The sequence below is a fragment of the Dehalobacter sp. genome (assembly GCF_030063005.1).
Classification (GTDB): domain Bacteria; phylum Bacillota; class Desulfitobacteriia; order Desulfitobacteriales; family Syntrophobotulaceae; genus Dehalobacter; species Dehalobacter restrictus.
On sequence record NZ_JAPDHR010000049.1, the window covers coordinates 1 to 21,948 of the forward strand.

Annotated in this window: 28 protein-coding genes and 7 tRNA genes; 2 read left to right on the top strand and 33 right to left on the bottom strand. The window is 43.0% G+C overall.

The window, feature by feature from the left end:
• Window positions 1–90: 90 nt before the first annotated feature.
• The 14 genes from OKX56_RS12230 to modA form a co-directional block, all read right to left on the bottom strand.
• Window positions 91–231, bottom strand: coding sequence for a hypothetical protein (locus tag OKX56_RS12230; protein WP_158208134.1), 141 nt, complete (start codon window positions 229–231; stop codon window positions 91–93).
• Between the two features lie 22 nt (window positions 232–253).
• The gene (locus OKX56_RS12235) at window positions 254–790 is read right to left on the bottom strand and encodes a permease (protein WP_019226720.1); all 537 of its coding nucleotides are present in this window, start codon (window positions 788–790) and stop codon (window positions 254–256) included.
• Window positions 787–1,266 (bottom strand): permease, encoded by a 480-nt coding sequence (locus OKX56_RS12240; protein ID WP_019226719.1) that lies wholly within the window; start codon window positions 1,264–1,266, stop codon window positions 787–789. Before OKX56_RS12240 ends, OKX56_RS12235 begins: the two co-directional genes overlap by 4 nt.
• Before the next feature lie 309 nt (window positions 1,267–1,575).
• A complete protein-coding gene (locus OKX56_RS12245) occupies window positions 1,576–2,814 on the bottom strand; it encodes an iron-sulfur cluster carrier protein MrpORP (protein ID WP_019226718.1) in 1,239 nt (412 codons plus the stop codon).
• Window positions 2,815–2,894: 80 nt separating this feature from the next.
• Window positions 2,895–3,758 (bottom strand): ATP-binding protein, encoded by an 864-nt coding sequence (locus OKX56_RS12250; protein ID WP_019226717.1) that lies wholly within the window; start codon window positions 3,756–3,758, stop codon window positions 2,895–2,897.
• Window positions 3,736–4,593: an ATP-binding protein gene (locus OKX56_RS12255; protein ID WP_019226716.1), complete on the bottom strand. Its 858-nt coding sequence runs from the start codon at window positions 4,591–4,593 to the stop codon at window positions 3,736–3,738. Before OKX56_RS12255 ends, OKX56_RS12250 begins: the two co-directional genes overlap by 23 nt.
• Window positions 4,593–4,961, bottom strand: a complete 369-nt coding sequence (locus tag OKX56_RS12260; RefSeq protein ID WP_019226715.1) for a NifB/NifX family molybdenum-iron cluster-binding protein — start codon at window positions 4,959–4,961, stop codon at window positions 4,593–4,595. The genes OKX56_RS12255 and OKX56_RS12260 overlap by 1 nt, the downstream gene beginning before the upstream one ends.
• 33 nt (window positions 4,962–4,994) lie before the next feature.
• Window positions 4,995–5,372 carry a DUF134 domain-containing protein gene (locus OKX56_RS12265; RefSeq protein WP_019226714.1) on the bottom strand — a complete coding sequence of 126 codons (378 nt, stop codon included), beginning with the start codon at window positions 5,370–5,372 and terminating at the stop codon, window positions 4,995–4,997.
• A gap of 62 nt (window positions 5,373–5,434) precedes the next feature.
• The gene (locus OKX56_RS12270; RefSeq protein ID WP_019226713.1) at window positions 5,435–5,683 is read right to left on the bottom strand and encodes a DUF5320 domain-containing protein; all 249 of its coding nucleotides are present in this window, start codon (window positions 5,681–5,683) and stop codon (window positions 5,435–5,437) included.
• A gap of 276 nt (window positions 5,684–5,959) precedes the next feature.
• Complete coding sequence (locus tag OKX56_RS12275; protein ID WP_019226712.1) at window positions 5,960–6,925, bottom strand: sulfite exporter TauE/SafE family protein; 966 nt, start codon at window positions 6,923–6,925, stop codon at window positions 5,960–5,962.
• 11 nt (window positions 6,926–6,936) lie between these two features.
• Window positions 6,937–7,710: a DUF364 domain-containing protein gene (locus OKX56_RS12280; protein WP_019226711.1), complete on the bottom strand. Its 774-nt coding sequence runs from the start codon at window positions 7,708–7,710 to the stop codon at window positions 6,937–6,939.
• 69 nt (window positions 7,711–7,779) lie between these two features.
• The gene (locus OKX56_RS12285) at window positions 7,780–8,886 is read right to left on the bottom strand and encodes a sulfate/molybdate ABC transporter ATP-binding protein (protein ID WP_019226710.1); all 1,107 of its coding nucleotides are present in this window, start codon (window positions 8,884–8,886) and stop codon (window positions 7,780–7,782) included.
• Window positions 8,887–8,892: 6 nt separating this feature from the next.
• Entirely contained in the window at window positions 8,893–9,564 is a 672-nt protein-coding gene (gene modB, locus OKX56_RS12290) for a molybdate ABC transporter permease subunit (RefSeq protein WP_019226709.1), read from the bottom strand.
• A 3-nt stretch (window positions 9,565–9,567) separates the two neighbouring features.
• Entirely contained in the window at window positions 9,568–10,383 is an 816-nt protein-coding gene (gene modA / locus OKX56_RS12295; protein ID WP_019226708.1) for a molybdate ABC transporter substrate-binding protein, read from the bottom strand.
• Between the two features lie 392 nt (window positions 10,384–10,775).
• Between modA and OKX56_RS12300 the strand changes: the two genes are divergently transcribed.
• On the top strand, window positions 10,776–11,717 hold the full coding sequence (locus OKX56_RS12300) for a substrate-binding domain-containing protein (RefSeq protein WP_019226707.1): 942 nt from the start codon (window positions 10,776–10,778) through the stop codon (window positions 11,715–11,717).
• A 15-nt stretch (window positions 11,718–11,732) separates the two neighbouring features.
• Here OKX56_RS12300 and OKX56_RS12305 read toward each other — a convergent pair whose 3' ends face one another.
• Window positions 11,733–12,164 carry a universal stress protein gene (locus OKX56_RS12305; protein ID WP_019226706.1) on the bottom strand — a complete coding sequence of 144 codons (432 nt, stop codon included), beginning with the start codon at window positions 12,162–12,164 and terminating at the stop codon, window positions 11,733–11,735.
• Entirely contained in the window at window positions 12,151–12,390 is a 240-nt protein-coding gene (locus tag OKX56_RS14985; RefSeq protein WP_423779590.1) for a hypothetical protein, read from the bottom strand. The genes OKX56_RS12305 and OKX56_RS14985 overlap by 14 nt, the downstream gene beginning before the upstream one ends.
• Before the next feature lie 54 nt (window positions 12,391–12,444).
• Here OKX56_RS14985 and OKX56_RS12310 point away from each other — a divergent pair, with 54 nt between their 5' ends.
• Window positions 12,445–12,678: a fluoride efflux transporter FluC gene (locus OKX56_RS12310; protein WP_336571178.1), complete on the top strand. Its 234-nt coding sequence runs from the start codon at window positions 12,445–12,447 to the stop codon at window positions 12,676–12,678.
• Window positions 12,679–12,831: 153 nt separating this feature from the next.
• Here OKX56_RS12310 and OKX56_RS12315 read toward each other — a convergent pair whose 3' ends face one another.
• The 17 genes from OKX56_RS12315 to OKX56_RS12395 all read right to left on the bottom strand — a co-directional run bounded on the left by OKX56_RS12315 (window position 12,832) and on the right by OKX56_RS12395 (window position 21,875).
• The gene (locus OKX56_RS12315; RefSeq protein WP_025205012.1) at window positions 12,832–13,326 is read right to left on the bottom strand and encodes a flavodoxin family protein; all 495 of its coding nucleotides are present in this window, start codon (window positions 13,324–13,326) and stop codon (window positions 12,832–12,834) included.
• A 49-nt stretch (window positions 13,327–13,375) separates the two neighbouring features.
• Window positions 13,376–13,951 (bottom strand): flavin reductase family protein, encoded by a 576-nt coding sequence (locus OKX56_RS12320; RefSeq protein ID WP_025205010.1) that lies wholly within the window; start codon window positions 13,949–13,951, stop codon window positions 13,376–13,378.
• Between the two features lie 107 nt (window positions 13,952–14,058).
• A complete protein-coding gene (locus tag OKX56_RS12325; protein WP_025205009.1) occupies window positions 14,059–15,177 on the bottom strand; it encodes an iron ABC transporter substrate-binding protein in 1,119 nt (372 codons plus the stop codon).
• 70 nt (window positions 15,178–15,247) lie between these two features.
• Window positions 15,248–16,000 carry an ABC transporter ATP-binding protein gene (locus OKX56_RS12330; protein WP_025205007.1) on the bottom strand — a complete coding sequence of 251 codons (753 nt, stop codon included), beginning with the start codon at window positions 15,998–16,000 and terminating at the stop codon, window positions 15,248–15,250.
• A complete protein-coding gene (locus OKX56_RS12335; RefSeq protein ID WP_025205006.1) occupies window positions 15,997–17,082 on the bottom strand; it encodes a FecCD family ABC transporter permease in 1,086 nt (361 codons plus the stop codon). The genes OKX56_RS12330 and OKX56_RS12335 overlap by 4 nt, the downstream gene beginning before the upstream one ends.
• 40 nt (window positions 17,083–17,122) lie before the next feature.
• Window positions 17,123–17,653 (bottom strand): FmdE family protein, encoded by a 531-nt coding sequence (locus tag OKX56_RS12340; protein WP_025205005.1) that lies wholly within the window; start codon window positions 17,651–17,653, stop codon window positions 17,123–17,125.
• A gap of 41 nt (window positions 17,654–17,694) precedes the next feature.
• Window positions 17,695–18,507 carry a class I SAM-dependent methyltransferase gene (locus tag OKX56_RS12345; RefSeq protein WP_025205004.1) on the bottom strand — a complete coding sequence of 271 codons (813 nt, stop codon included), beginning with the start codon at window positions 18,505–18,507 and terminating at the stop codon, window positions 17,695–17,697.
• Between the two features lie 301 nt (window positions 18,508–18,808).
• Window positions 18,809–19,084: a CooT family nickel-binding protein gene (locus tag OKX56_RS14990; protein WP_336571191.1), complete on the bottom strand. Its 276-nt coding sequence runs from the start codon at window positions 19,082–19,084 to the stop codon at window positions 18,809–18,811.
• A 508-nt stretch (window positions 19,085–19,592) separates the two neighbouring features.
• Window positions 19,593–19,961, bottom strand: coding sequence for a nucleotidyl transferase AbiEii/AbiGii toxin family protein (locus OKX56_RS12355; RefSeq protein WP_025205002.1), 369 nt, complete (start codon window positions 19,959–19,961; stop codon window positions 19,593–19,595).
• Window positions 19,962–19,998: 37 nt separating this feature from the next.
• Window positions 19,999–20,595: a type IV toxin-antitoxin system AbiEi family antitoxin domain-containing protein gene (locus OKX56_RS12360; protein ID WP_242837001.1), complete on the bottom strand. Its 597-nt coding sequence runs from the start codon at window positions 20,593–20,595 to the stop codon at window positions 19,999–20,001.
• Between the two features lie 423 nt (window positions 20,596–21,018).
• Window positions 21,019–21,095, bottom strand: a tRNA-Val gene (locus tag OKX56_RS12365).
• Window positions 21,096–21,100: 5 nt separating this feature from the next.
• A tRNA-Leu gene (locus OKX56_RS12370) sits at window positions 21,101–21,189 on the bottom strand.
• Between the two features lie 3 nt (window positions 21,190–21,192).
• Window positions 21,193–21,267 (bottom strand) — tRNA-Cys (locus tag OKX56_RS12375).
• Window positions 21,268–21,280: 13 nt separating this feature from the next.
• Window positions 21,281–21,355 (bottom strand) — tRNA-Gly (locus OKX56_RS12380).
• A 7-nt stretch (window positions 21,356–21,362) separates the two neighbouring features.
• Window positions 21,363–21,438: transfer RNA gene (locus OKX56_RS12385), tRNA-Phe, on the bottom strand.
• 133 nt (window positions 21,439–21,571) lie between these two features.
• Window positions 21,572–21,648: transfer RNA gene (locus OKX56_RS12390), tRNA-Asp, on the bottom strand.
• Between the two features lie 151 nt (window positions 21,649–21,799).
• Window positions 21,800–21,875 (bottom strand) — tRNA-Val (locus tag OKX56_RS12395).
• Window positions 21,876–21,948: the final 73 nt, after the last annotated feature.

The window sequence follows — 21,948 nt, forward strand, 5'->3', positions numbered from 1 at the left end:
AATAGTGTAATTTGTTCGCGGTTTATTCCGTTTTTATATGGCATAATTATTCCCCTTATGATTCGGTTTCCTTACTTAATTATACCATATTTATCCATTATTCTCTACGTTTTTACACAGCCTGTGGGCATCACCCTCTAGCCCCCATCCTTTTACGATCAATGCTTCCTGTACATCCGACTTAACCGTACCTCTTTCCGGACTGATATGAATTGACAATACTTTTCCCATGACTCTTCCTCCATGTAAATTTCTATATTTGACTTTTAGCCATTTCAAATATATGTTTAATTTCTTTTTCACTTAAAGCTTTTTGTGTAATATAAGCAATTAAAGCAATTCCCGGAATATCGATAATAAACCTTGTCAGCATAAATTTCCAACCCATCGCTGATGTCTCAAAAAGCAGCATAGGTATTTTGGTTGTTGACCATGCCCCTATAAAGATAAGCACGTTGGAAAGTTTGCTTCCCTTTTTCAGAAGAACCCCAGCAATAGGAAACGCTGCATATAAAGGACCCGCTGCCGCCGAACCCAGAAAAAAAGCTAAGGTTACACCGATCATCCCAGATTTTTCTCCCATAAGTTTGATCATTGTTTCTCTTTGGACCCAAACATCCAGAAGTCCAAGAAGAATAAAAATCGGAGGTATAACAGAAAGCATCTCAAGAGTGTTGCTCCAAGTCATGCTTAAAGAAGTTTTTCCTATTGAAGGGTAAATAATAACAAGGCCTAAGTTTATGACTGCCAGGATAATAAAAAATTTATAACGGTTCAATAGTTTCTTCACCCTAGCACCACCCCTATCACGATTGCTATCACGAAGGAAAACATAAACGCTAAAGAATTTCTTAATATCGCAGCTTTTTTTCCAAAATATTTTATTTCCAGAGGTAACGTCACAATCCCTACCATCATCAATGCAGAAATGAATACGGCAATTTGCATAAAGCCTGCACCGCTTTTTAGAAGTGCCGCAGCTAAGGGAAATGCAACAAAACCCGGTATTAATGTAACAGAACCAACAATAGCTGCAATAACCATTCCAATCCAACCGGATTGTTGACCGATTAGTCTGGAGATCGTATTAGGACTAAGTACCGCCAGCATGATGCCAATAATAATAAGAATTGATAAAAACTGCGGCAGTATGTTTTCGAAGGACTTCCAGGCTTTCATCAGGGCCATCTTGGTCTTTTTTTTATCTTTGAGAAACGAAAGCAGGAGAAGTACTGCCGCCAGAACATAAAGAATAATTGTAAACATGCTTAACCACCCTTTACATTATGAATTGTAGGTAGAAAATATATCTTCATTCAGGGTGGAATTAGGCCTGAATGAAAGGGCTTTTTTCAATCCGGCTATACCGAAATTACTCCAAATGTTATTAATGCATCTATTTGCACTCTAAATTAACGTAAGTACTGCTTTAAGAGCCCGCCAAACAGGCAGGCTCCAATAAATAATATCAATTTGTTTTTAGGTTTAAAAGTTGCATGAGTCATATGTTAATATCGCTGTTATCGTTAAATTTCCTGACCGATATTCGGACCAGGTGAGCAATTAAAAACAAAATTAATGTCCGTCGCACTCGTCATGGTGCTGGTGTTCATGACAAACAGACTCAGTCGATTTCAGATTTCCCTGCAAATACTGCTCTACGGCAGCTTGTGCATCTCCTGAGGCACCGGTTATGACCTCAATAGCTTTTTCATTGAATATTTCAATTGCTCCGCCTCCTATGCCGCCTGAAATAATCACCTTAACTCCCATATCGTTTAAAAAGTTCGGCAAAAATCCAGGACGGTGTCCGGGGTTCGGTATAGTTTCACTATTCATAATCTGTTGATTTTCCGTCTCAAAAATCACGAAACCCTCACAGTGTCCAAAATGTTTGGCAACCTCTTTTCCTTCAATCGCTACGGCAATTTTCATATTGGTATTTCTCCTTTTTTTATCCTCCAAAATCGTATTGTCTTTATTCTCCTCTAAGTTTTCCAGAATGTCCGCTGCTCCGTCAAGCCAATTCCCGTCATAAAACTCGATCATCCCTTTATCGCAGGCTGCCGCTATCTTCGGATCAATAGGAAGCTTGACAAGAACTTTTAATTGATGCTGTTCAGCAATTTTCTCAATGGTGCTTTCCCCAAATATTTTATATACTTTGTCACATTCCGGACACTTAAAATAAGACATGTTTTCTACCAGCCCCAAAATAGGAATATTCATTGATTTGGCCATTTTAACCGCTTTGGAAACAATCATGGAAACCAACTCCTGAGGCGAAGCCACGATAATAATGCCATCCAGCTTGATAGATTGGAATACCGTCAGCGGCACATCGCCCGTACCAGGGGGCATATCGATAAACATGAAATCCACATCCCCCCAAATCACTTCCGACCAGAACTGTTTAATTACGCCGGAAAGTATCGGACCCCGCCAAATAACCGGATCTGTCTCATTTTCCAGCAGCAGATTGATCGATATAAGCTGGATGCCAGTTTTGCTCTTGGGGGGAAACAGGCCAAGTTCGCTGGCATCAGGTTTCTGCGTAATGCCAAAGGCCTTAGGAATGGATGGGCCTGTTATGTCTGCATCAAGTATGGCGGCCTTATAACCCCTTCTATTCATGGTTACAGCCAGCATGGAAGTTACCAGCGATTTACCGACGCCACCTTTGCCGCTGACAATACCAATCACTTTTTTGATATTGCTCAGTTCATGCGGTTTGGCGGTAAAGTCTGTTTGCTCTTTTCTGTCGGCGCATTCATCGCTGCAAGTATTACAATTTTGATTGCAATTTTCGCTCATTTTACGTTCTCTCCTTATACTTAAGTTATCAATTTAATTTCGGTTGATCGTTATCCTGATTTACCTTCGAAACTGATCATTCAGCTATTCATTAGCTTTAACGTTTTATAAAAAACATTGGTTGCCGCCCATCCTGCGGGACAATCAATATCTACAATAACTTCTCCCTTGTTTATAGCTTTTATTGCTGCAGTGTCAAAAGGAATTTTGCCTACGATAGACAGATCCCGCTCCTGGCAAAATGCCTCTATTTTCTGGGCGAGCTCTTTGTTGGTATCATACTTGTTAATGCAAACTCCGATTTTTATTCTAAACTTTTCTGCTGTTGCAATGATTCTCTTCATATCGCTAATCCCTGACAGAGATGGTTCGGCAACGATCAGGACCATGTCCGCTCCGTTAAGCGAAGCGATCACCGGACAACCGATTCCCGGCGAACCGTCGATAATGACCAGATCAGCATCCGCTGCTTCCTGCTTCAACTGCTTTTTAACCTCGCTCACCAGCTTGCCGGAAGTACCGCTGCCCATTTTAAGCCTGGCGGTAGAGAAAACCCCATTATCTTTATAAAGCATCAACTCTCCGGCTACAGCCGGTTGAAGGAAAACCGCCCCTATCGGACAAACTGCATCACACACGCCGCAGCCTTCACAGGCATAGGAATCAACCTCATACTTACCGTTGCTTTCGTTTATGGCCTCAAAGCGGCAGTTTTGCCTGCATATGCTGCAACTATCACATAATTCTGTATCAATAACCGCTTTTTCCATACCATAATAATCCGTTTGCCTGGCCTTTGAAATATGAGTCATGATCAGGTGAAGATTAGGGGCGTCCACATCGCAATCGGCATAAGCCCTGGCCTCGGCAAGCTTGATAAAAGCACCGGCGATGGTTGTTTTTCCGGTACCGCCTTTGCCGCTAAGTATCAGAAGCTGTTTCATGCCTAGCCTCCTTACTTACCGTCTTCAACAGGTTTAGAAACAGTTCTTTGTATTTTGGATGCTTTCTTACGGCGATCTGTCCATTGGAATGCATGGTGCCCAATTCCAAATCAAACGGGATTTTTTCCAGAATTGTAATCTGGTTTTGCAGACAAAAATCTTCGGCAGGGTTTTCTTCTTCCAAACATTTGTTGAGGACAACGCCGAATGGTTTCTGAAAAATCCTTACGAGTTCATACACCATTTCTAAATTATGAACGCCAAAAACAGTTGGCTCCGCTACCAGAATACAATAGTCGGCATCTTTGATACTCTCCATGACCATACAGGCGCTCCCTGGAGGACAGTCTAAAAAAACATTTTTGTTTTCCTTACGGCTATCCTGCAAAAGCTTTTTAATAATCGGCACCCCTGATACTTCTCCTATATTCATCATTCCGGACACGACCCGGACATTGCCGGATATCCCGCTTTGGATCAGACCTATTTCCCTTTCTTTTTCCGAAATCGCCTTTTGCGGGCAGAAAAGCAGGCATCCTCCGCAGGAATGACAAACCTCGTTAAAGACAATCAGCTTATTTTTAATATAAGCCAAGGCGTTGAACTTGCAGAAATTGACACAGGTACGGCACCCGGTGCACAGCTCTGGGTCAGCCTGGGGAAGCTTAACCGTGACCCGTTCCTTCTGTAAGTCCTTCGGTTGAAAGAATAAATGGCCGTTTGGTTCTTCGACATCACAGTCGATATAAACGGAGTCCAGTGCCACTGCAGCCAGGTTGACAGAGACAAGGGTTTTGCCCGTACCTCCTTTGCCGCTTAAGACAGCGATTTTCATTACTTCCCTCCATGCTGGTGAAAACCGGGGTGAATATCGTCCAGCAAACTTAATTTTCCTTCCTTAAAAGATTCTATATTATCCCGGATTGAGTTATTGGTGTTTTTATAGAGTTTAATTTCCGCCGCTTTGAGTACTTCCGCCGCATTCTCTCCGCAACGCGGTGTAATGATCGCCTCTGCTCCACTGTCTACAATATTCTGGGCAGCTTTGATTCCCGCTCCGCCCTGGCTGGCAGCGGCACTGTTATCCAAAAAGTTGCTTCCTTCTGTTTCGGTATCGTAAATAAGAAGGTATGGAGCCCGTCCAAAAGAAATACAAACGCTTGAATCCATCGAATTGTTGTCTACGGGTATGGCAATCTTCATAATCAATCCTCCCTGTGCTTAATTTCAGACTACTTAGTTTTCTTTGTTATCAGCCCCTGAAAATTCTGCCCAACGGTGCCTGCGGCAACCCCCGCAACGGCAGGTTTTTTCCAATCCTTCACAAAGCTCGTAATCTCCGCCTTCTATCCGCAGCACTTTTCCGTTCACCAGAGATTCCGCCAGCTTTTTCCGGGCATCGTTATAAATACGCTGAACAGTGGTACGTGCAATATGCATTTGTTCTGCGCACTCTTCCTGCGTAAAACCCTGTAAGTCAATGAGCCGTATTGTTTCATACTCATCAACCAGCATTAAGACTAAATCCGCCTGATTGATGACAGCGTTAAGCGGCCCAAAAAGACTGCTTTCCGGCAAGCAGCATACTTTTCTACCTTTTCTTGGTCTTGGCATAATTGGCTTTCCCTCTTTTTGTAAGAAAGTAACAGGAGCGTCCTCCTGCTATTCTTTGTTTATTATTTACTTTCTATTTGTTTGTTGATCCAATGGAGTCTTTTTTCAAGGAGTTCTTTTTGACTTAAAAGCAATTCCTTTCTCGATGAAGAAAGCATCATATTATCCGCTAAATTTCTGCCATAGCCTCTTCTTCGGCCCAAACCAGATCCGTTACCATTTCTGGCAGCATTCACTCCGGTACATAACCCTAAACCTTTCCCGCTCATTGCTCCGCGACCTAAGCGACCTGTTCCGTCTCTTCCCGGCATAAGAATTCCCTCCTCTTTTGGTTATTGACATATGCCCTTTATGATTATAATTATAGATATTTTTGAACATATGTCAATAACCTACTGAATTGATTTCATTTAATTTCATCCTTATAAAATTAAAATAGTCGGCAGTACAAAGATATAATCTGCCAACTATTATTTTAATCAATTATTTCCTGTGAAAAAGCTTGGCCAAGAATCAGAAGTTTAGTTGATGTTAGGATATTCGTTCTAAGTCAGAAATAATTCTTTGAAGCTAATAGTCTTTTGATGTTATAGAAAAGATTCCAAAATATATGTAATCGAAAGAATAGAAATCAGAACTAAAAGAATTATCTTGACGAGAGCTTCCGGAAGAAATTTTTGAAAATAAGCGCCCAGATAAGTTCCAACAAGTCCGCCTATACCGAACAGCAAGCCCAGAAACCAATCCGGAGCAATAGCAGAATTTGAAATTGCCGCCAGTGCTAAAATATGATAGTAAATTACGCCCGCAATCGAAGTAATAAATGTACTGGCCAAAGCAGCTCCTGCGACGGTATAAATTGGTAAGGCAAAAAGAGAAACGCAAACTGGTGTGATAATTGAGCCTCCGCCAATACCATATATACCACCGATCAAACCTACTCCTAAAGCTAGAATAAAAACAGGAACGGTATGAAATGAATAGGTTTCTCCCCAAAATTCATATTCGACCTTGGACAATGAAAAACATTTTGTCTTAACCACAGCATCTGAAGGGAGACCTGAAGCTAGAACACTTGAATTGACTTCTTTCACGCGAACCACCTGTTCGGCAAACTTTTTATTCAAAATGTCATTTCGTTCTTTCGTCTTCTTATTCCAGCCTAAGATGTCCGATAACAGGCGGTAACCTAGATATAAAAGAACAATACCTACAAATAATTTAAAATCTTTGGGGTTTGGAAGATACTTTATTCTGATCCAGGCCCCAACAAAAACACCAGGGAGAGTACCAAGAGATACTATACCTGTTAGAGCCCAGGCCATTCGTCTTTCTTTTATGTAGCGGTATAAACCGCCAGGAATAGCAATGATGTTATAAATTAAATTTGTCGGGCTTACCGCAGGACTGTTAAAATGCAGAACACTGACCTGAAAAGGCAACAATAAAAATGCTCCCGAAATTCCCGCAGAAGCGGTAATGGAAGAGACTATTATTGCTATTAGCGGAGGGATAAGAGGAAAGATATCGACACCAGATACTGAAAAATGCATATTATGATCTCCTAAAATTTTTTTACATCAACAACCTTTTTTTGCATAAATTTTTTGAGATAACTTACACCGCAGGCCAATGAAATTGATTTGAATATTTCTTCCTTGTGGCCTTTATCCCACCATGAACCAGCCAAACGGGTTACACCGCTGCCCCGCCACCCTTCAGGGAACATGGGGGTGGATGGACCGACCATAAGGATCTCGCGGGCTTTGCCACACATTGCTAACAAAGGATCGATACTATTATTTATGGTTGTGGTCCCGCTTAAGACTACAACGTCACAAGCGGGCAACAGCTTGGGTTGTTCCTCCATAGGATGGATCATACTGTCTCCCCCGTGAAGGGATATTCCTTTGTCAAATATAATCAATTCCTTGACTGATTTTGATATTTGCCTAGCCACATGTCCAATCATGCCTACCATGCCCACAGTATCTCCGGGATGCACTCTAATACCAAAAAGCATGCCGCTTGGGTCATCGTCGGGAATATTCTGTCCGCAGGAGGCTGCTGTCAGAACAGAAGCCGCAATCGCCCGTTGTAAGTCTTCGCTGCCGGAAATTATCCAGCGAGCAATTTCGGAAGCCGGTTTACCAATTACCTCTTGGGCATAAGGGAAGTCCGAGCAGCCGTTTGGCAAGTCATCACGCAGGACGTATGATACGCCGATGTCTCCGTTATCAAGCTGACAGCCAATTAACGAAACACCAATCACCAAGTCACGCACGGACTTACCCAATAGGTAAGGTTGGGCTGCCGCCAACACTTTTTCCATAATCATATGTTAGCCCCCTAAGCTTAATAAGATTTCTAAGAATTATTTAATAGACTCAAAAAAAAATATTATCGTTTAATTTACCACTGGCATAGTCATACCATGGTGCGATTGATCAACATTCATTAAGAATATCTTTTCTTCAGGAATATACAGCCAGAGTTTTTGCTTTTGTTCTTTGCAGTGTGTTAAAAGCAGATCACTCCCAGGAACTTCTACTTGCAAGTTCTTTCCCAGACAATTTACGATTACTGTTGTTGAAAATATTCCTTCAATTTCATCTGTTACTTGACATTCAAAGGTATTGGGATTTTCTTTATTTTCTGAAGATATTCTCAAATCTTGTGCCCGGATTCCAGCCATCATTTTTGTATGAAGCTCACTTTTCCTTTTTACTGCCTTCAAGCAAAAGCTCTCTGCCTTTATGTGGATATATCCTTCTTCTTCACCTAAAACTTCTACCTCAAAGAGATTCTTGCAGCCGGTTATCCTGGCAGCCGACACAGTCGCCGGATAACGGATAATTTCTTCCTTTTCCCCGATTTGCACCGATGTTCCTTTATCGAAAACCAAAATCCTGTCACAGAGCCGGTAAGCTTCTTCAATGTTATGCGTAACCAGCAAAACAATGCCATGATAATTCTTCTTAATAATACTGAGCAATTCCTTTTCCAGGATCTGCTTAACATGACTGTCCAACGCTGAAAAAGGCTCATCCAAGAGCAATAATTCGGGTTCGGTAATCAAGGTTCTGGCTAAAGCCACACGCTGCTGCTGCCCTCCCGACAGTTGGGAAGGAAATTGTTTTTCGTGGCCGTTCAGCTGCATTTTGCTGATCATTTCCAGGACTTTTTCATGGCGTTTTGCATTATCCAGGTGCTGGACACCGTAGGCAATGTTTTTGTAGACAGTCAGGTGAGGAAACAGTGCGTAATTCTGAAACACATAGCCAATATTTCTTCGCCGGGGCAAAACATTCACTTTGCTGTCCGAATTAAATAGTTCTTTCCCGTTTAGTTTGATCGCACCTTTGTCCGGGGAATAGAGCCCGGCGATGCATTTTAAGGTCAGACTTTTGCCGCAGCCGGATGAACCGAGAATTCCCAGCACTCCCTTGCCGCTGATAAAAGAAGATTGCAGCGTAAAATTTCCCAGCGTTTTCTCGATCGAGACTTCCAGCACCCTCGCTCACCCCTTCTTCATCTTTTTTTCCAGCCGGTTGACAATATATAAAACCGCAACGGCAACACTGGTCATGATCAGCACAAGAAAGTTGGCCATATTATAGTTTCCCGCCTGCAACGAATCGTAAATGGCAATCGGCATGGTAAGGGTTTTATCGGGGATACTCCCGGCGACCATCAGGGTTGTGCCAAAATCCCCCAAGGCTCTCGCGAAAGACATGGTAATGCCGGAGATAATTCCCCTCCAGGCAATCGGCACCATGATAGTTACAAAGATATTAAGTTCCGTTCTTCCCAAGAGCCTGGCCGCATTCAGGTAATCCTCGTTGATTTCCGAAAGCGCGGCCTTGGACGCTTTAATCATATAGGGAATGGAAACGACAGTGGCGGCAATAACCGCCCCTGTCGTCGTAAATACAATCATGATATTGAACTGTTCTTCCAAAAACTTGCCCGGCCAAGAATTACGGCCCAGTAAGACAAGCAGATAATAGCCCAGCACTGTTGGCGGCAAGACAACGGGAAGGTTCGTCAGCGTATCGATAAAATCGGATAATCTTCCCGGTCTGCGGCTTAATAAATAGGCCAGGGGCAAGCCGCAAACAATTCCGATAAAAGTTGCTGTAAACGCTACCCGAAAAGATAAAAAAAGCGGAAAAAGGTTAATATTATCCATGCTTTAGACTTCACCCGGCAAGACAAAACCATATTTTTTCATAATCTCCCTGCCTTGCTCTCCATTCACAAACTTGATAAACTCTCTGGCTGCTTTTTCGTGTTGCGTGCCCTTAACAACGGCAATAGCTTGCTTTAAAGGTTTATGCAGTTTATCATCAAAAAGCAGGAAGTTGACCTCGTTTTTGTTAACAACGGATAAGGAGATAAGACCTGCTTCAACATTGCCCGTCTTGACCATCGTTAATACGTCCTGAATATCTTTGCCATAAACCATTTTGTCCTTTAGCTTATCCCATAACCCCATAGATTCCAGAGCTTCCTTGGCAGCAACACCATAAGGGGCATGATCCGGATTGGCGATGGCTATTTTCTTAAATTCCGGTTTTAATAAATCACTGGCTTCCTTAATCTGAAGCGGACTGCTTACGAGGGTTGCCGCGCCTACCCGGCCAATAGCATATAATTCTTTGCTGTCGGCGATAATTTTATCCTGGGCTATTAAGTCATCCACATACTTGATGTTGGCCGAAGCATAGACATCATAGGGCGCGCCGTTGGCAATCTGTTCTCTGGCTGTTCCCGAGGAGGAGAAAGTGATCTCTGCTTCATTTCCTGTGGTCTGTTCGTACAAATCGCCAATTTCTTTAAAGGCAAGGGCCAAATCGGCTGCAGCTGCGACTGTGATCTTTTCACCTGTTTTTTTAACGGCTGTGTTATCGGTCGTCTCTTTTGGCGCAGAAGCTGACGAATTGCAACCGGTCAGTGCAGCCATTAAAACCATTAGTATTAAAACACTTGCAAAAAATTTTCTGTACATAATCTTTCTCCTCTTTCATTCGTAAAATGTTTTTGTCTGGATTCCTATGTTCTAGGCGATGGTTAAGAAAACACGTCATAGATACCAATCAATGTCGAGAAACATCCCAATACTAAGGACCTGCCTTTACAATCTTCATGACATCAACCTCCGATGTCAGCAATAGGTATAAGCAAGTCATAACATTCTCTTTTCTTTATCTCTTTTCGTATTAATTCGTACTTGCCTCGTGTAAAAATGTACGATATAATACGAATTGAGACAAAGATGTGTATATATGACGTTTAATATCTATATTAGTACAATTTCACACAAAAAGTCAACGGTTTATATATTCAAATGATTATTTGGGTACTCATTGTCATACCATCTGAAGTATAGGAGGATATAAAATGGGCGAAAAAAAAGCTTTGTCAACCCAAGATGTGGCTGACATGCTTCATGTAAGCAAAAGCACAATCTATGATCTCATTAAAAAAGGCGAAATCGTCTCCTACAAGGTAGGAAGAAAAGTCCGTTTCACAGAAAACGACGTGCAGGATTATATATCCCGTTCCAAAAAAGGCCCATTCAGCCCGAGTTCACCATCCGGCACTTTGGGCGCCTTCAGCTTGTTAGGCATTGAAAAGAAGCAAGATGGATTTATTATTTGCGGCCAGGATCTGATTCTCGATATTCTTTCCAATTACATGAGACTACATGATATTCACGCGCTAAGAGCTTACATAGGGAGTTATGACAGCTTGGTTTCCTTATACAAAAATAAGATCAATGTTGCCTCTACGCATTTGTGGGATAGTGATACAGATCAATATAACGTCCCCTATGTCAGAAGACTGCTTCCCGGTATTCCCACAGTGATTATTCACCTTACCTGCCGTATGCAGGGATTATATGTGGCCAAAGGAAATCCAAAAGGGATCACGACCTGGGCAGATTTTGGCCGGGATGACATTACCATGATTAATAGGGAATTTGGGGCTGGTTCCAGAGTTCTTCTTGATGAGAATTTAAAGCTCCTTGGGATATACGGAAGCACAATTAGAGGGTATAAGAAAGAAAACCAGTCCCATTTGGCAGTTGCCAGTGCCGTAAGCAGCGGAGAGGCTGATGTGGCCGTGGGCAACGAAAAGATCGCGAGACAGGTCGATAATATTGATTTCATTCCACTGAAAAAAGAACGCTATGATTTAGTTGTCAAAAAAGAGAATTTCCAAACTCCAGAAATTCAAACAATGTTAAATATCATCCGTTCTCCAGCTTTTAAAAATGAATTTGCGAATATAGGCGGTTATGACACAAGCGACATGGGTAAAATCGTTGCAGAGATTTAATAGAACAGTCCTTTATTAACGTCCATCTTTAACAGTTAAAACAGGTATGGCAGAATAGCTTACTACTTTCTGAGCCACGCTGCCGATCACGAGTTTTTTAAACCCTCCCAAGCCTCTTGTGCCAACAATGATTAGGTCAAACCCATTCTCTTTTGCATAACTAATGAGTTTTTCAGCCGGATGCCCGTGGACAATTTCCGTTGCAATTTTCATTCCTTCCTTAAGCCCTGTTTCTCGAATTTCTTGATGCAGCGGCTCAATTTTTCTTTGCGCTTCTTCAATGGTTTCCTCTACTTCGTCCATGCTTTGGCTAAAATCAGGCAATCGGACTACAGTTAAAACTGTAACAGATGAATTAAGTTTGTTGCTTAATTCTTTAGCGTACTCCAGTGCCTTCCTGCTGCTGGGTGAACCGTCAAACCCCACAAGAATCTTATTGATTTCCATCGCTTTGTCCTCCTTTTAATAGATTTCGAGGAAAGAAGAATTTTTGAGCTATCAAAGTAGGAATAACAGCACTTAGTATTACGACTGAAACAATCACGCTATATTGAGAATTGGTAATATACTGATTGGTTAACCCATAGAGGGCTGAAATTGTCCCAAAAGTTAAGCCGGTACTCATTAGCAGCGTGGTATAGATACCATCCCGTCTGCCATATTTGAAAAACATAGTCGCCGGTAGGACTCCAATAAATTTAGCTGCAACCTTACCGGAGCATTTTTATTGGGATTCCTTAATACCCTCTTTTTGGACAAACTTACCTTAAGTCCGGAAATGCGGTTAGCTATGACAGTCGGTTTTTTAGGGGCTTTTACCACATTTTCCACCTTTGGCTACGAGACGATCATGCTGTTGAAAGATGGAAATATTTTAACTGCGGGCATTTATACATTGGTTAGTATTATTATTGGTTTTCTGGGAGTGTTTCTTGGTATGGGCCTTGCCCGCCTTATTTAAGCCTGGAGGATAAACATGTTGGAAAAAGAGAAATTACTTAAATTTATGTCGGCGAAAGTGAAAAATTCGAAAACAAAACACTCTATTAGTATTTTATTTACTAGCAATATATGAAACAGGGGAAATTGCCTATGACGCATCTCAAATACGACTTTAGTGAAATAATTCCACTGCTTTTTCCGCAACCCGTCTTCCAAACAACTGAAATAGATCTTCTTTCCCCTCCAGATCGTCTCTTAACGCTACAGGTCCCAAATGAATGAACGGTCTGCCGCAGCCCATCCCGGATGAGTATACCAGCATACCCTTGACCAGCATATGACTCAAAACACTAGAAATCGCCCGGTCTGCCCCACCATGCAGGCAATTTGCCGTGGCAAAAGCCGCGCCGAGTTTCCCTGCCAAACTGCAATTCCAATCCGTATCAAACCACTTTTTCAACTGCCAGCTCAAGTCTGCCGCATAGGCCGGGGTCCCGATAATAACCGCCTGGCTGTCCTCAACAAATTCATAATCGACAGTATCTTCCTGCACCAGATTCATCAGCTTTACTTCTATACAACCGACCTCTTCAATTCCTTGCTGAATATAACCCGCCATTTTTTCCGTATTGCCGGTAACACTGACATATAAGACTGTAATTTTCACGCTAACCTCCTTGATATTGAAGGACGATAGTTCTATTCAACTATTTTGCTCATTTATCAAACATCTCGGCATAGTCTGCTTTCCTTCCGGTAAAAACCGGCCTCGTAAACCACATTTGTTCATTACCCAACATCACTGAAAGCGGCCGAGCACGTTCAAAATCCATGTCTCCGTCCTCATTGAAAAAGGACGCATTTACCTCCAGGTGAACAACTTGACCAATCACCAACGAATACTTTTCCCTGAGTATTTCTTCAACCAGCTTGCATTCCGCCCAGGCCAAACACCCTTCAATTCCCGGAACTTTGATCTGTTTGGACGGGAACGGTGTTAAACCGGCTTTCAGAAACTCATCAACTTCCGGAGAATAATTTTTGGAACAAACCATCACCGCATCAGCCAGATTAGCCGGAGGGATATTGATGACAAATTCTCCGGTTTGTCGGATATTGATTAATGTATCTCTCTTTATCCAGGAAGCCAAAACGATTTCCTCATAGGGTCTTAGGATTGGGGTAATATTTGACCAGGGAGCAATATTACGCACACCGTCTTTGCTCATTGTCGAAATAAGGGCGACCGGTAACGGCATAATCTGTTCTCTTTTACGCGGTTCCAGTATCACATGAAACACCTCTTTACTATAATGATTAGAAGTAACCCATCAGGTGTGTTTTTCAGCCTGATGGGTTTTAATTTTTAAAAGCTAACGATTGACTGATAAAAAGCGTTTTACTTCAGCTCAAGCTTCCTAAACCCGCCAAAATCCTTAGCCATCTGGGCATAAGCATCTTTTCCTAAAAGCGCCTGATAAATTTCAGCCGCTTTTTTCTCCGGATCAATATCCTTAAACTGCTCCGGATAAAGGACTTTACCGATATAATAAGCATCAGCGATTGATGTATCAATATTGGTCGTATAGTAATTATACGGAAGCAGGGCATAGAGTTCCCCGTTCTTTACTGCAGACAAACTTTGATAGAACTTAGGGTTTTTCTTATAGTCTTCAAGTACGGAAGGGTATCCGGCTCCATCAAGAAAAATCTTATCCGGGTTCCAACTGATCAGTTTTTCTTTATCAATCATCAAAGAACCTGTTTTGCCCGTTTCATCAACTACATTCTTGGCATGGACGGCATTAAAGAGCGAGTAATTGCCCTGCGTACTCTCTATGCCGTGGACGCCTTTCATTCCTAAGCCGCCGACATAAGCGGATGGTTTCTGAGTGTCAGCCACATCTTTTGTCCTGGTATCCAGATCCGTCTTGTATTGGGCCATCAGGCCGACTAATTCCTGAGCCCTTTTATCCATGCCGATAATTTTGCCGATAAGTGTCAGGGAAACATCGACCTTGGGATCAAAAGTTGATGTTTGGCCATAGCTTAACGCCACAACCGGAATACCGGTTTTGGACTGCAAGTTATCGGCAGTGGCTTGATCCGCTGCGTAAGTTGTAAAAATAACATCCGGTTTTACGGCAAGGATTTGTTCCGGATTCGGAGCGTTATTGGGTCCTCCCGGCCCAATAACCGGAAGCTTCGCCAGCGACGGATTGGCGTAAAGGTATGGTCTTCCTGTCGGACTGTCGATTTCCATTTGCTCAATACCCGCAAATATATCCGTATTCTCGAAATAGCAGCAAAGCCTTAAGGCTCCTGGACCGATCGCAACCACTTTTTTAGCTGTTCCGTTGATTTCAACTTGTCTTCCCAGCGTATCCGTCACAGTGATTTTCGCAGAAGCATTCTGGGAAGATTGGGCGGAACACCCGCTGAACAAAAATGTCAGACAGAATAACGCCGCCAGGGTCAGGGCGATTAATTGTCTTTGTGAGATAAACTTTCTTTTCATTTTTACCCTCCAATTCATATTTTCCTTCAGTTTAATTTTTTGTCCTGATACTCTCATTGGGTCGGAATATTTAAACCGGCACCACAACCGGAATATCCTCGATTTCTTTGATTTTGACCGGTACAGCATAAACACTTTCAATATTTTCGGGCGTCATCACTTCAAGACCTCCGGCTGCAAAAATAACGCCGTTTTTCAGCAGGAGGAACTTATTGGCATATCGGATCGCCAGATTCAAGTCATGCATCGTGACCACCGCGCACATTTGGTTGTCTTGGACAACATTCCGGACAATTTTGGCGACCTCAAACTGGTTTTTCAAATCCAAGCTGCTGGTCGGTTCGTCCAGCAAAAGAAGTTCCGGTTCTTGCGCCAAGGCCCTGGCAATGACAACTTTTTGCTGTTCTCCTCCGCTGAGTTCATTCAGGTAACGCAAGGCATATCCTTCCAGATCCAGCGATTTTAAAGCCTTACGGGTGATTTCCAGATCTTTTTGGGAAGCTTCCCATTGAATATACGGTTTTCTTCCTAAAAGAACAGCATCAAATACCGTGGCGAAGGCACCTTCCTGGCGTTGGGCAACATAACCGATTCTTTTGGCCAGTTCCCTCCGGCTAAGCTTGCCGGTATCTTCCTCCCGGATAAACACCGTGCCGGCATGAGGGCTTAACACTTTATTCAGGCATTTCAGCAGCGTGGATTTCCCCGCGCCGTTTACTCCCAGAATAGCCAGAAAATCTCCTTTGGCCACGGTAAAATTAATATCCTGCAATACCTCCCGGCTCGGATATTGAAACGCCAATCCTTTGACGGATAAAATCATCGTCTTTGATACCCCCTCACCAGCAAGTACAAAAAGAGCGGCGCGCCAAAAAAAGAAGTAATAGCCCCGACCGGAAGAACCACCGGTGCAACCATGGTTCTGGCGATTGTATCAGAAAAAAGCATCAGCACGGATCCCATCAGAGCGGAAGCCGGTATCAGGTAGCGGTGATCACCGCCGATAATCCTGCGCATGATCTGAGGCGCGATAAGTCCGACAAAACCGATAATACCGAGAAAAGATACGGCTACAGACGCTATTAACGCCGAAACAAACATACCTCCCTGCCGGACTCTTTTTACGTGAACGCCCAGACTTTTGGCGGTTTCTTCTCCGCTGTCCAGCGCGTTATAGTCCCACCTTTTAAACAGGAAATAAATAAAGGCGAAAATTACCAGGCAGGCCAGAATCAATACTTCCCGCCAGGCAACCCTTCCCAGATCCCCGAAAGTCCAAAAAACTGCAGCAGCCACCTGGACATCACTGGCAAAATATTGGATCAGAATGGTTCCGGCCATAAACAGGGAATTCAGCGCTACCCCTGCCAGGATCATGGCTTCGGGCGAAAACCCCCGTATTCCTGCCAACAGCAGAATCACCAGCGTTGCCGCCATGGAACAGGCAAAAGCACAAAGCGTAACCAGATAGGGATTATTGATGGTCACCGCATCCGTACTTGTACTGGAAATACTGCCGGCACCTAAAACAATAATAGCAATATTCGCTCCGAAAGCCGCCGCATGGGAGACCCCCAGCGTATCGGGCGCGGCCAGCGGGTTCCTCAGATTATTTTGCATGACACATCCGGCCACCGCCAACCCGGCGCCGGCAGTTATCGCCGCCAGAATCCTGGGCATCCGTATTTGCCAGATGACAACACTGGAAGCATCGCTTCCTTTTCCCAGGAGCGATTGAATTACCTGAAGCGGATTGAGATTAAATGAGCCGGCGTTGACCGCGGCTATAGCTAACAAGACAATTAAAAAAGCCAGCACCAAAATCACTATTTTTTTCTTATGCGTATATTGGTGATAAATATCCTTTTCTTGTAAATTACCCGCATCAGTTTGTTTATGCTTCATTAAGTCTTGTTCCTTTTAATTTTTTTCTACCGTTATATCTCTACCAGCCCCTGCCGTAATCTTTGAAACAGTCCAGGCAGACTTTTTTGCCGTCCTGCAATCTGATTTTATGTTCCGGCGCGTTTTCTCCGCAGACTTCACAAACTACTGAGGTAAAGAGCCTTGCCGTTTCAGGCAATTCATAACTTGGTTTCATCATCTGAAAAATTTCTTCTGCCTGGGCGTTCAGGATATATGCCTGACGCTCTTCCCTGTTCATTTCCCCTTCAAACGGCTTTAGAATTAATCGCAGGCTTTCCCCGTTTCTCCGGTTAAAAAAACTGAACGCCATTTTACCGGTTCCCCTATAGATCAGATTCCCTTTTCCCATGCTGCAGCCGGTCATGACCTGGATCGCATCGACGCCGCAGGCATCGTTTTCGGTAACACAGACAATTTCTTCATCCACAGAAAAGCGCACGCCCATCTTTTCCCGAGCCGTGACTGCCGCTTTATAGCCGATAGCCAGTCCCGGACACTGATGTCCATGGAATTCCACCGCCTTTTCCCATTCAGTAGGTTTTACACACATTTTAGTTCCTCCTTGCTTGCTATTATCGATTCGGTATTTCATTAAACTTGCCAAACCATTGTTGCAACGGTTGTATCAACCTCTTCATAAACAAAACCGTCCTTGGCCAGAGATCCCAAATAGGTTTCGATTTCTTTTTCCTCTGCAGAGGAAATATCGCGGTAGGTTTTTATCCGGTTGATATACAACCCTTTTGCTTGCTCCAACGTTTTCTTCATTTTCCAGACCTGCTTCTCGTATTGCAGTTCCGGAAGATACCCCTGACGCCAAAGAAGTTCAAACGCGAATACCAGCTCTTCGTCACTGCTTTCCCGCTTCTCCTTAATTCCAGCCAGCGCTTTAACGACATCAGACACCGGATCGGTTCGCCGAATCGGCTTGGAGAGTATACACCAGCCTTTCGACGCGGCACTCAGCTTTTCAAAAGTATCCGCACTTTGAACGGCCGGCGTCATATGGGCAAACACGAGGTCGAATTTGTGTTGCCACCCGGCCTGCACAAGATCCAGGTTATGCCAATCCTCACAATAAAAAGCAGCGTTGTCGATTTTATATTCTTTCTTTTTTTGTTCGGCAATCGCAATCATTTGGGGAGACAGGTCAACACCAGTTACCTGGCTGCATCTCCCGGCTAAGGCCAACGCATATTTGCCCGCGCCGCAGCCGATATCCAGGATCAGTCCCTCCGGATTCAGCATATTCTTGTTTAGCAGCAGCTTCAAAAACGCATCTTCCTCAAAACCAGGGCGAACATTTTCACCGAAGCTTCCGGCCATTGAATTCCACATATCTACGCTGGCTTTTTTGTTTTGTTCTTTCAGGTTCCATCTTTCGCGGATTTCTTCAATATTCATTTTTATCACCTCAGTTAAAAATCAGAATATCAGGGTTTCCCATATTCTACAATCCGCTAGGGGGGGATTAAAATTCTCATTGTTTTCTTGTTACTAAAATACGGAATTTGCAAAAATAGAAAACCACGAAGCTGAACCTCCGCTCCTGCGGATGTTTCTCAGCCTTCGTGGCTTACTCTAATCCATATCTTTCGTTTGTTTTTTTGGATCTAAATATCCTATGAGTCTTCATTACTCATTTTTGATAGTCAAATTATAAGATATATTAAATTACATGTCTATATTAAAAAAAATTTTCAACCTATTTTTTCAGCACGATTCTCTGATCTACCAGTTCAATTCCTTTGATTTTCGCCTTAACAATTTTCCTTTCACCAAAGATATTCTCTAGCACAAGGTTTTCTTCTTCTGGAAATATCTTGCCTACAGATTCGAGAAACAGTGCACAGAGACATTGGGTACTGGAACACCCCAGTTTTTGGGTAACTTTTGAGCAACAAAAAATACATATCTTTACCAATGCGTTCACTTCCTTTAGTCTGCGTTTGCAATATTTGATTGGCACTTTATACTTCATAAAAATAAAAACCACGAATGCTGACTGCCCGCTCCTGCGGATTTTTCAACCTTCATGGCTAATTATCATTAGATGTTTAGTTTATCGACACTTATTTGTAATAAGTTAATAGAGTCTTTCTTGACTCAAATATTTGTATTTTGAATTATACGCCATTATTTTTGCTATGTCCATAGAATTTCAGACAACCGGAAGTCATATAAAAACGTTGTTATAAAATAAATATCTTTGAATTTTTGGAAAACGTAAATGGAAGAATTTTCTATACAATCACCTTGAGGAAAGCTATCCGGCACAGCAGGTAGATGATTTTCCCTTGATATTATAGCCTAAACAACCTCCGATACATTTCCTTTCGTCCCAGAACCTGCATCCGGAGCATTGCTTAAACGGAGGATTACTATACCTTTTACTGTCAATATGATTTTTTTTAAAAATCGTTGACATTTGAACTGTATTATAGCACAAACAAACTCAAAATCTTAATCAGATAAAGTTTTTTTGTTTCTTAAAAACCGATTTCTTGGAAAATTTGGCTGATCGTTTGGCAGGCATCAGCAAAATCAACGTCACGTGCATAATCAAAATTTGATTGGTATTTTTCCCAGAAGCCTTTCAGTTGTTCGCTTGAAGCAATGTTTTCCATTACTGCTTTATAGTTTGATAATACAGTTCTACTTTTCACGTCAAAGCCTTTGATTGTGGTATCCAAATCCATCGTTGCCCTTGTATCCAGTCCGACAATGGCCGAGATCAAAAAACCGCCTTTCAAAATCAGATTCGGGTGATACTTGGATAGAGAAATACGTTCCAACAGCCTTTCCAGCATGTAGTTCTGCATTACAAGCTGGGCGGAAATGTTTTTCTCAGCAGCCATCTTATATAGGCTTTTAACTGCATTGGATTGTTCGTTCTCACAGCAGCACCTCCATATAGTTCAGTATTTTAGGCTTTACCCGTACTTTCTCCGCATAGTCAAAAAGCAGCGGGATATTGTTTCCCGGCATCTTGGCATACTGCTTCATGGCCTGATTCACAATCTGAATATCACAGGTGTTATTGCCTTTAACAATATCGCACAGCGTTCGTTCCACGTCGTACAGGCGTATGGGATTGCCGCAGGGCGAAACGCCCTTGGTCAACCCGAGCTCGTACAGATCCTTAACGGATTTTTTTATGATTACATTTTCTTCTTTCAGAGAGTGCGTATGATATCCATAGGGAAACGTCATGGTATATTTCTGGGGTATCCTGTCCGTCAGACCATGAATATATAAGGCCGTTTCGTGGGAAAAGATGCCACGGCTATACTTGTACTGCAAGATATACATTTTATCTTCCCACATTTTCGGCTTGATATAAATCCCCCGGTCAACCTTTGCCAAGGCCCCTATGTCCAGCATTTTCTTAAGATAATGCCTTGAAATATTGGCATCAGTAACCTGTGAGGCAGTAATAATGCCATTGTTTTGTTTGAGAATCTCTTTAATTTTGTCAATAGTTTTCATCATGTGCCACCCCTTGTTGTACATTTACACTCTATATTATGTCATATTAGAGTGTATCTGTATGCATTTTTAAAGAAAAACAATGCAAATTATTATCTTTCAGGCACAGATTTCGTGACGATATCCCGCCCCAAAAGCTCCGCTTATGTCTGTCTGAACATTCTTTTGGCACGGTTAAATGGTACCATGGCGCTCACTATCTGTTGTGTAAGGGCATAGAGAAAGCCACAGGCGAGCTGGGGCTTAGTTTTCTTGCTTATAATTTGAAAAGGGCCATCAATATGGTGGGAACAAGGAAATTAGTGGAGGCAATGGGGGGATAATCCCTTCTTTTTTTGCTTTTTTCAAATCCATATAAAAAAACAGGGAAATCCCTGCCTTGCAAATCATAAAACCCGCATGAATAGCGGGTTTTTAGACGAATTTTGGTGGGTTTGAGAGGACTCGAACCTCCGACCCCTGCGATGTCAACGCAGTACTCTAACCAGCTGAGCTACAAACCCAAAATTGGTGCCGAAGACCGGAATCGAACCGGTACGAGGGGTAAACCTCGCGGGATTTTAAGTCCCGTGCGTCTGCCAGTTCCGCCACTTCGGCGTTTGGAGGCGGCACCCAGATTTGAACTGGGGGATAAAGGTTTTGCAGACCTCTGCCTTACCACTTGGCTATGCCGCCGTAAGTTTACTTTTGGAGCGGGTGACGAGATTCGAACTCGCGACTTTCACCTTGGCAAGGTGACACTCTACCACTGAGTTACACCCGCATGATCATGGTGCCTCAGGACGGAATCGAACCGCCGACACGAGGATTTTCAGTCCTCTGCTCTACCGACTGAGCTACCGAGGCATAATCGATGTTCGAGGTACGATGTCAGATGCCGATTTTAGCGAATCATCATACATTCTACCTAACATCTTTATATCCAAGCCGGAGCCCTCTCCCTTTCGGACCTCGGGCTTCTGGTCTCGGACTTCTGTTATGGCGACCCCGATCGGATTTGAACCGACGATCTCCTGCGTGACAGGCAGGCGCTTTAAACCACTAAGCTACGGGGCCAATTCGATATTCGAGGCACGACGTTCGATATTCGAACCTTCGTATTCCTCTACAGTAAGTTTCCCGATGTTCAGTTCGTACCTTCCGCTCTTCAAGCAATATCTTAATATGCTTTTTCGAACTTCGCGCCTCGAACTTCGAACTTCGAGTTTGGTGGGCGATGACAGGATCGAACTGCCGACATCCTGCTTGTAAGGCAGGCGCTCTCCCAGCTGAGCTAATCACCCAGGCTTGCTGTGACGAATTATAGTATACACAAATATCGATGGTGTGTCAAAGGATTTTTTGCGTAAAAACAAG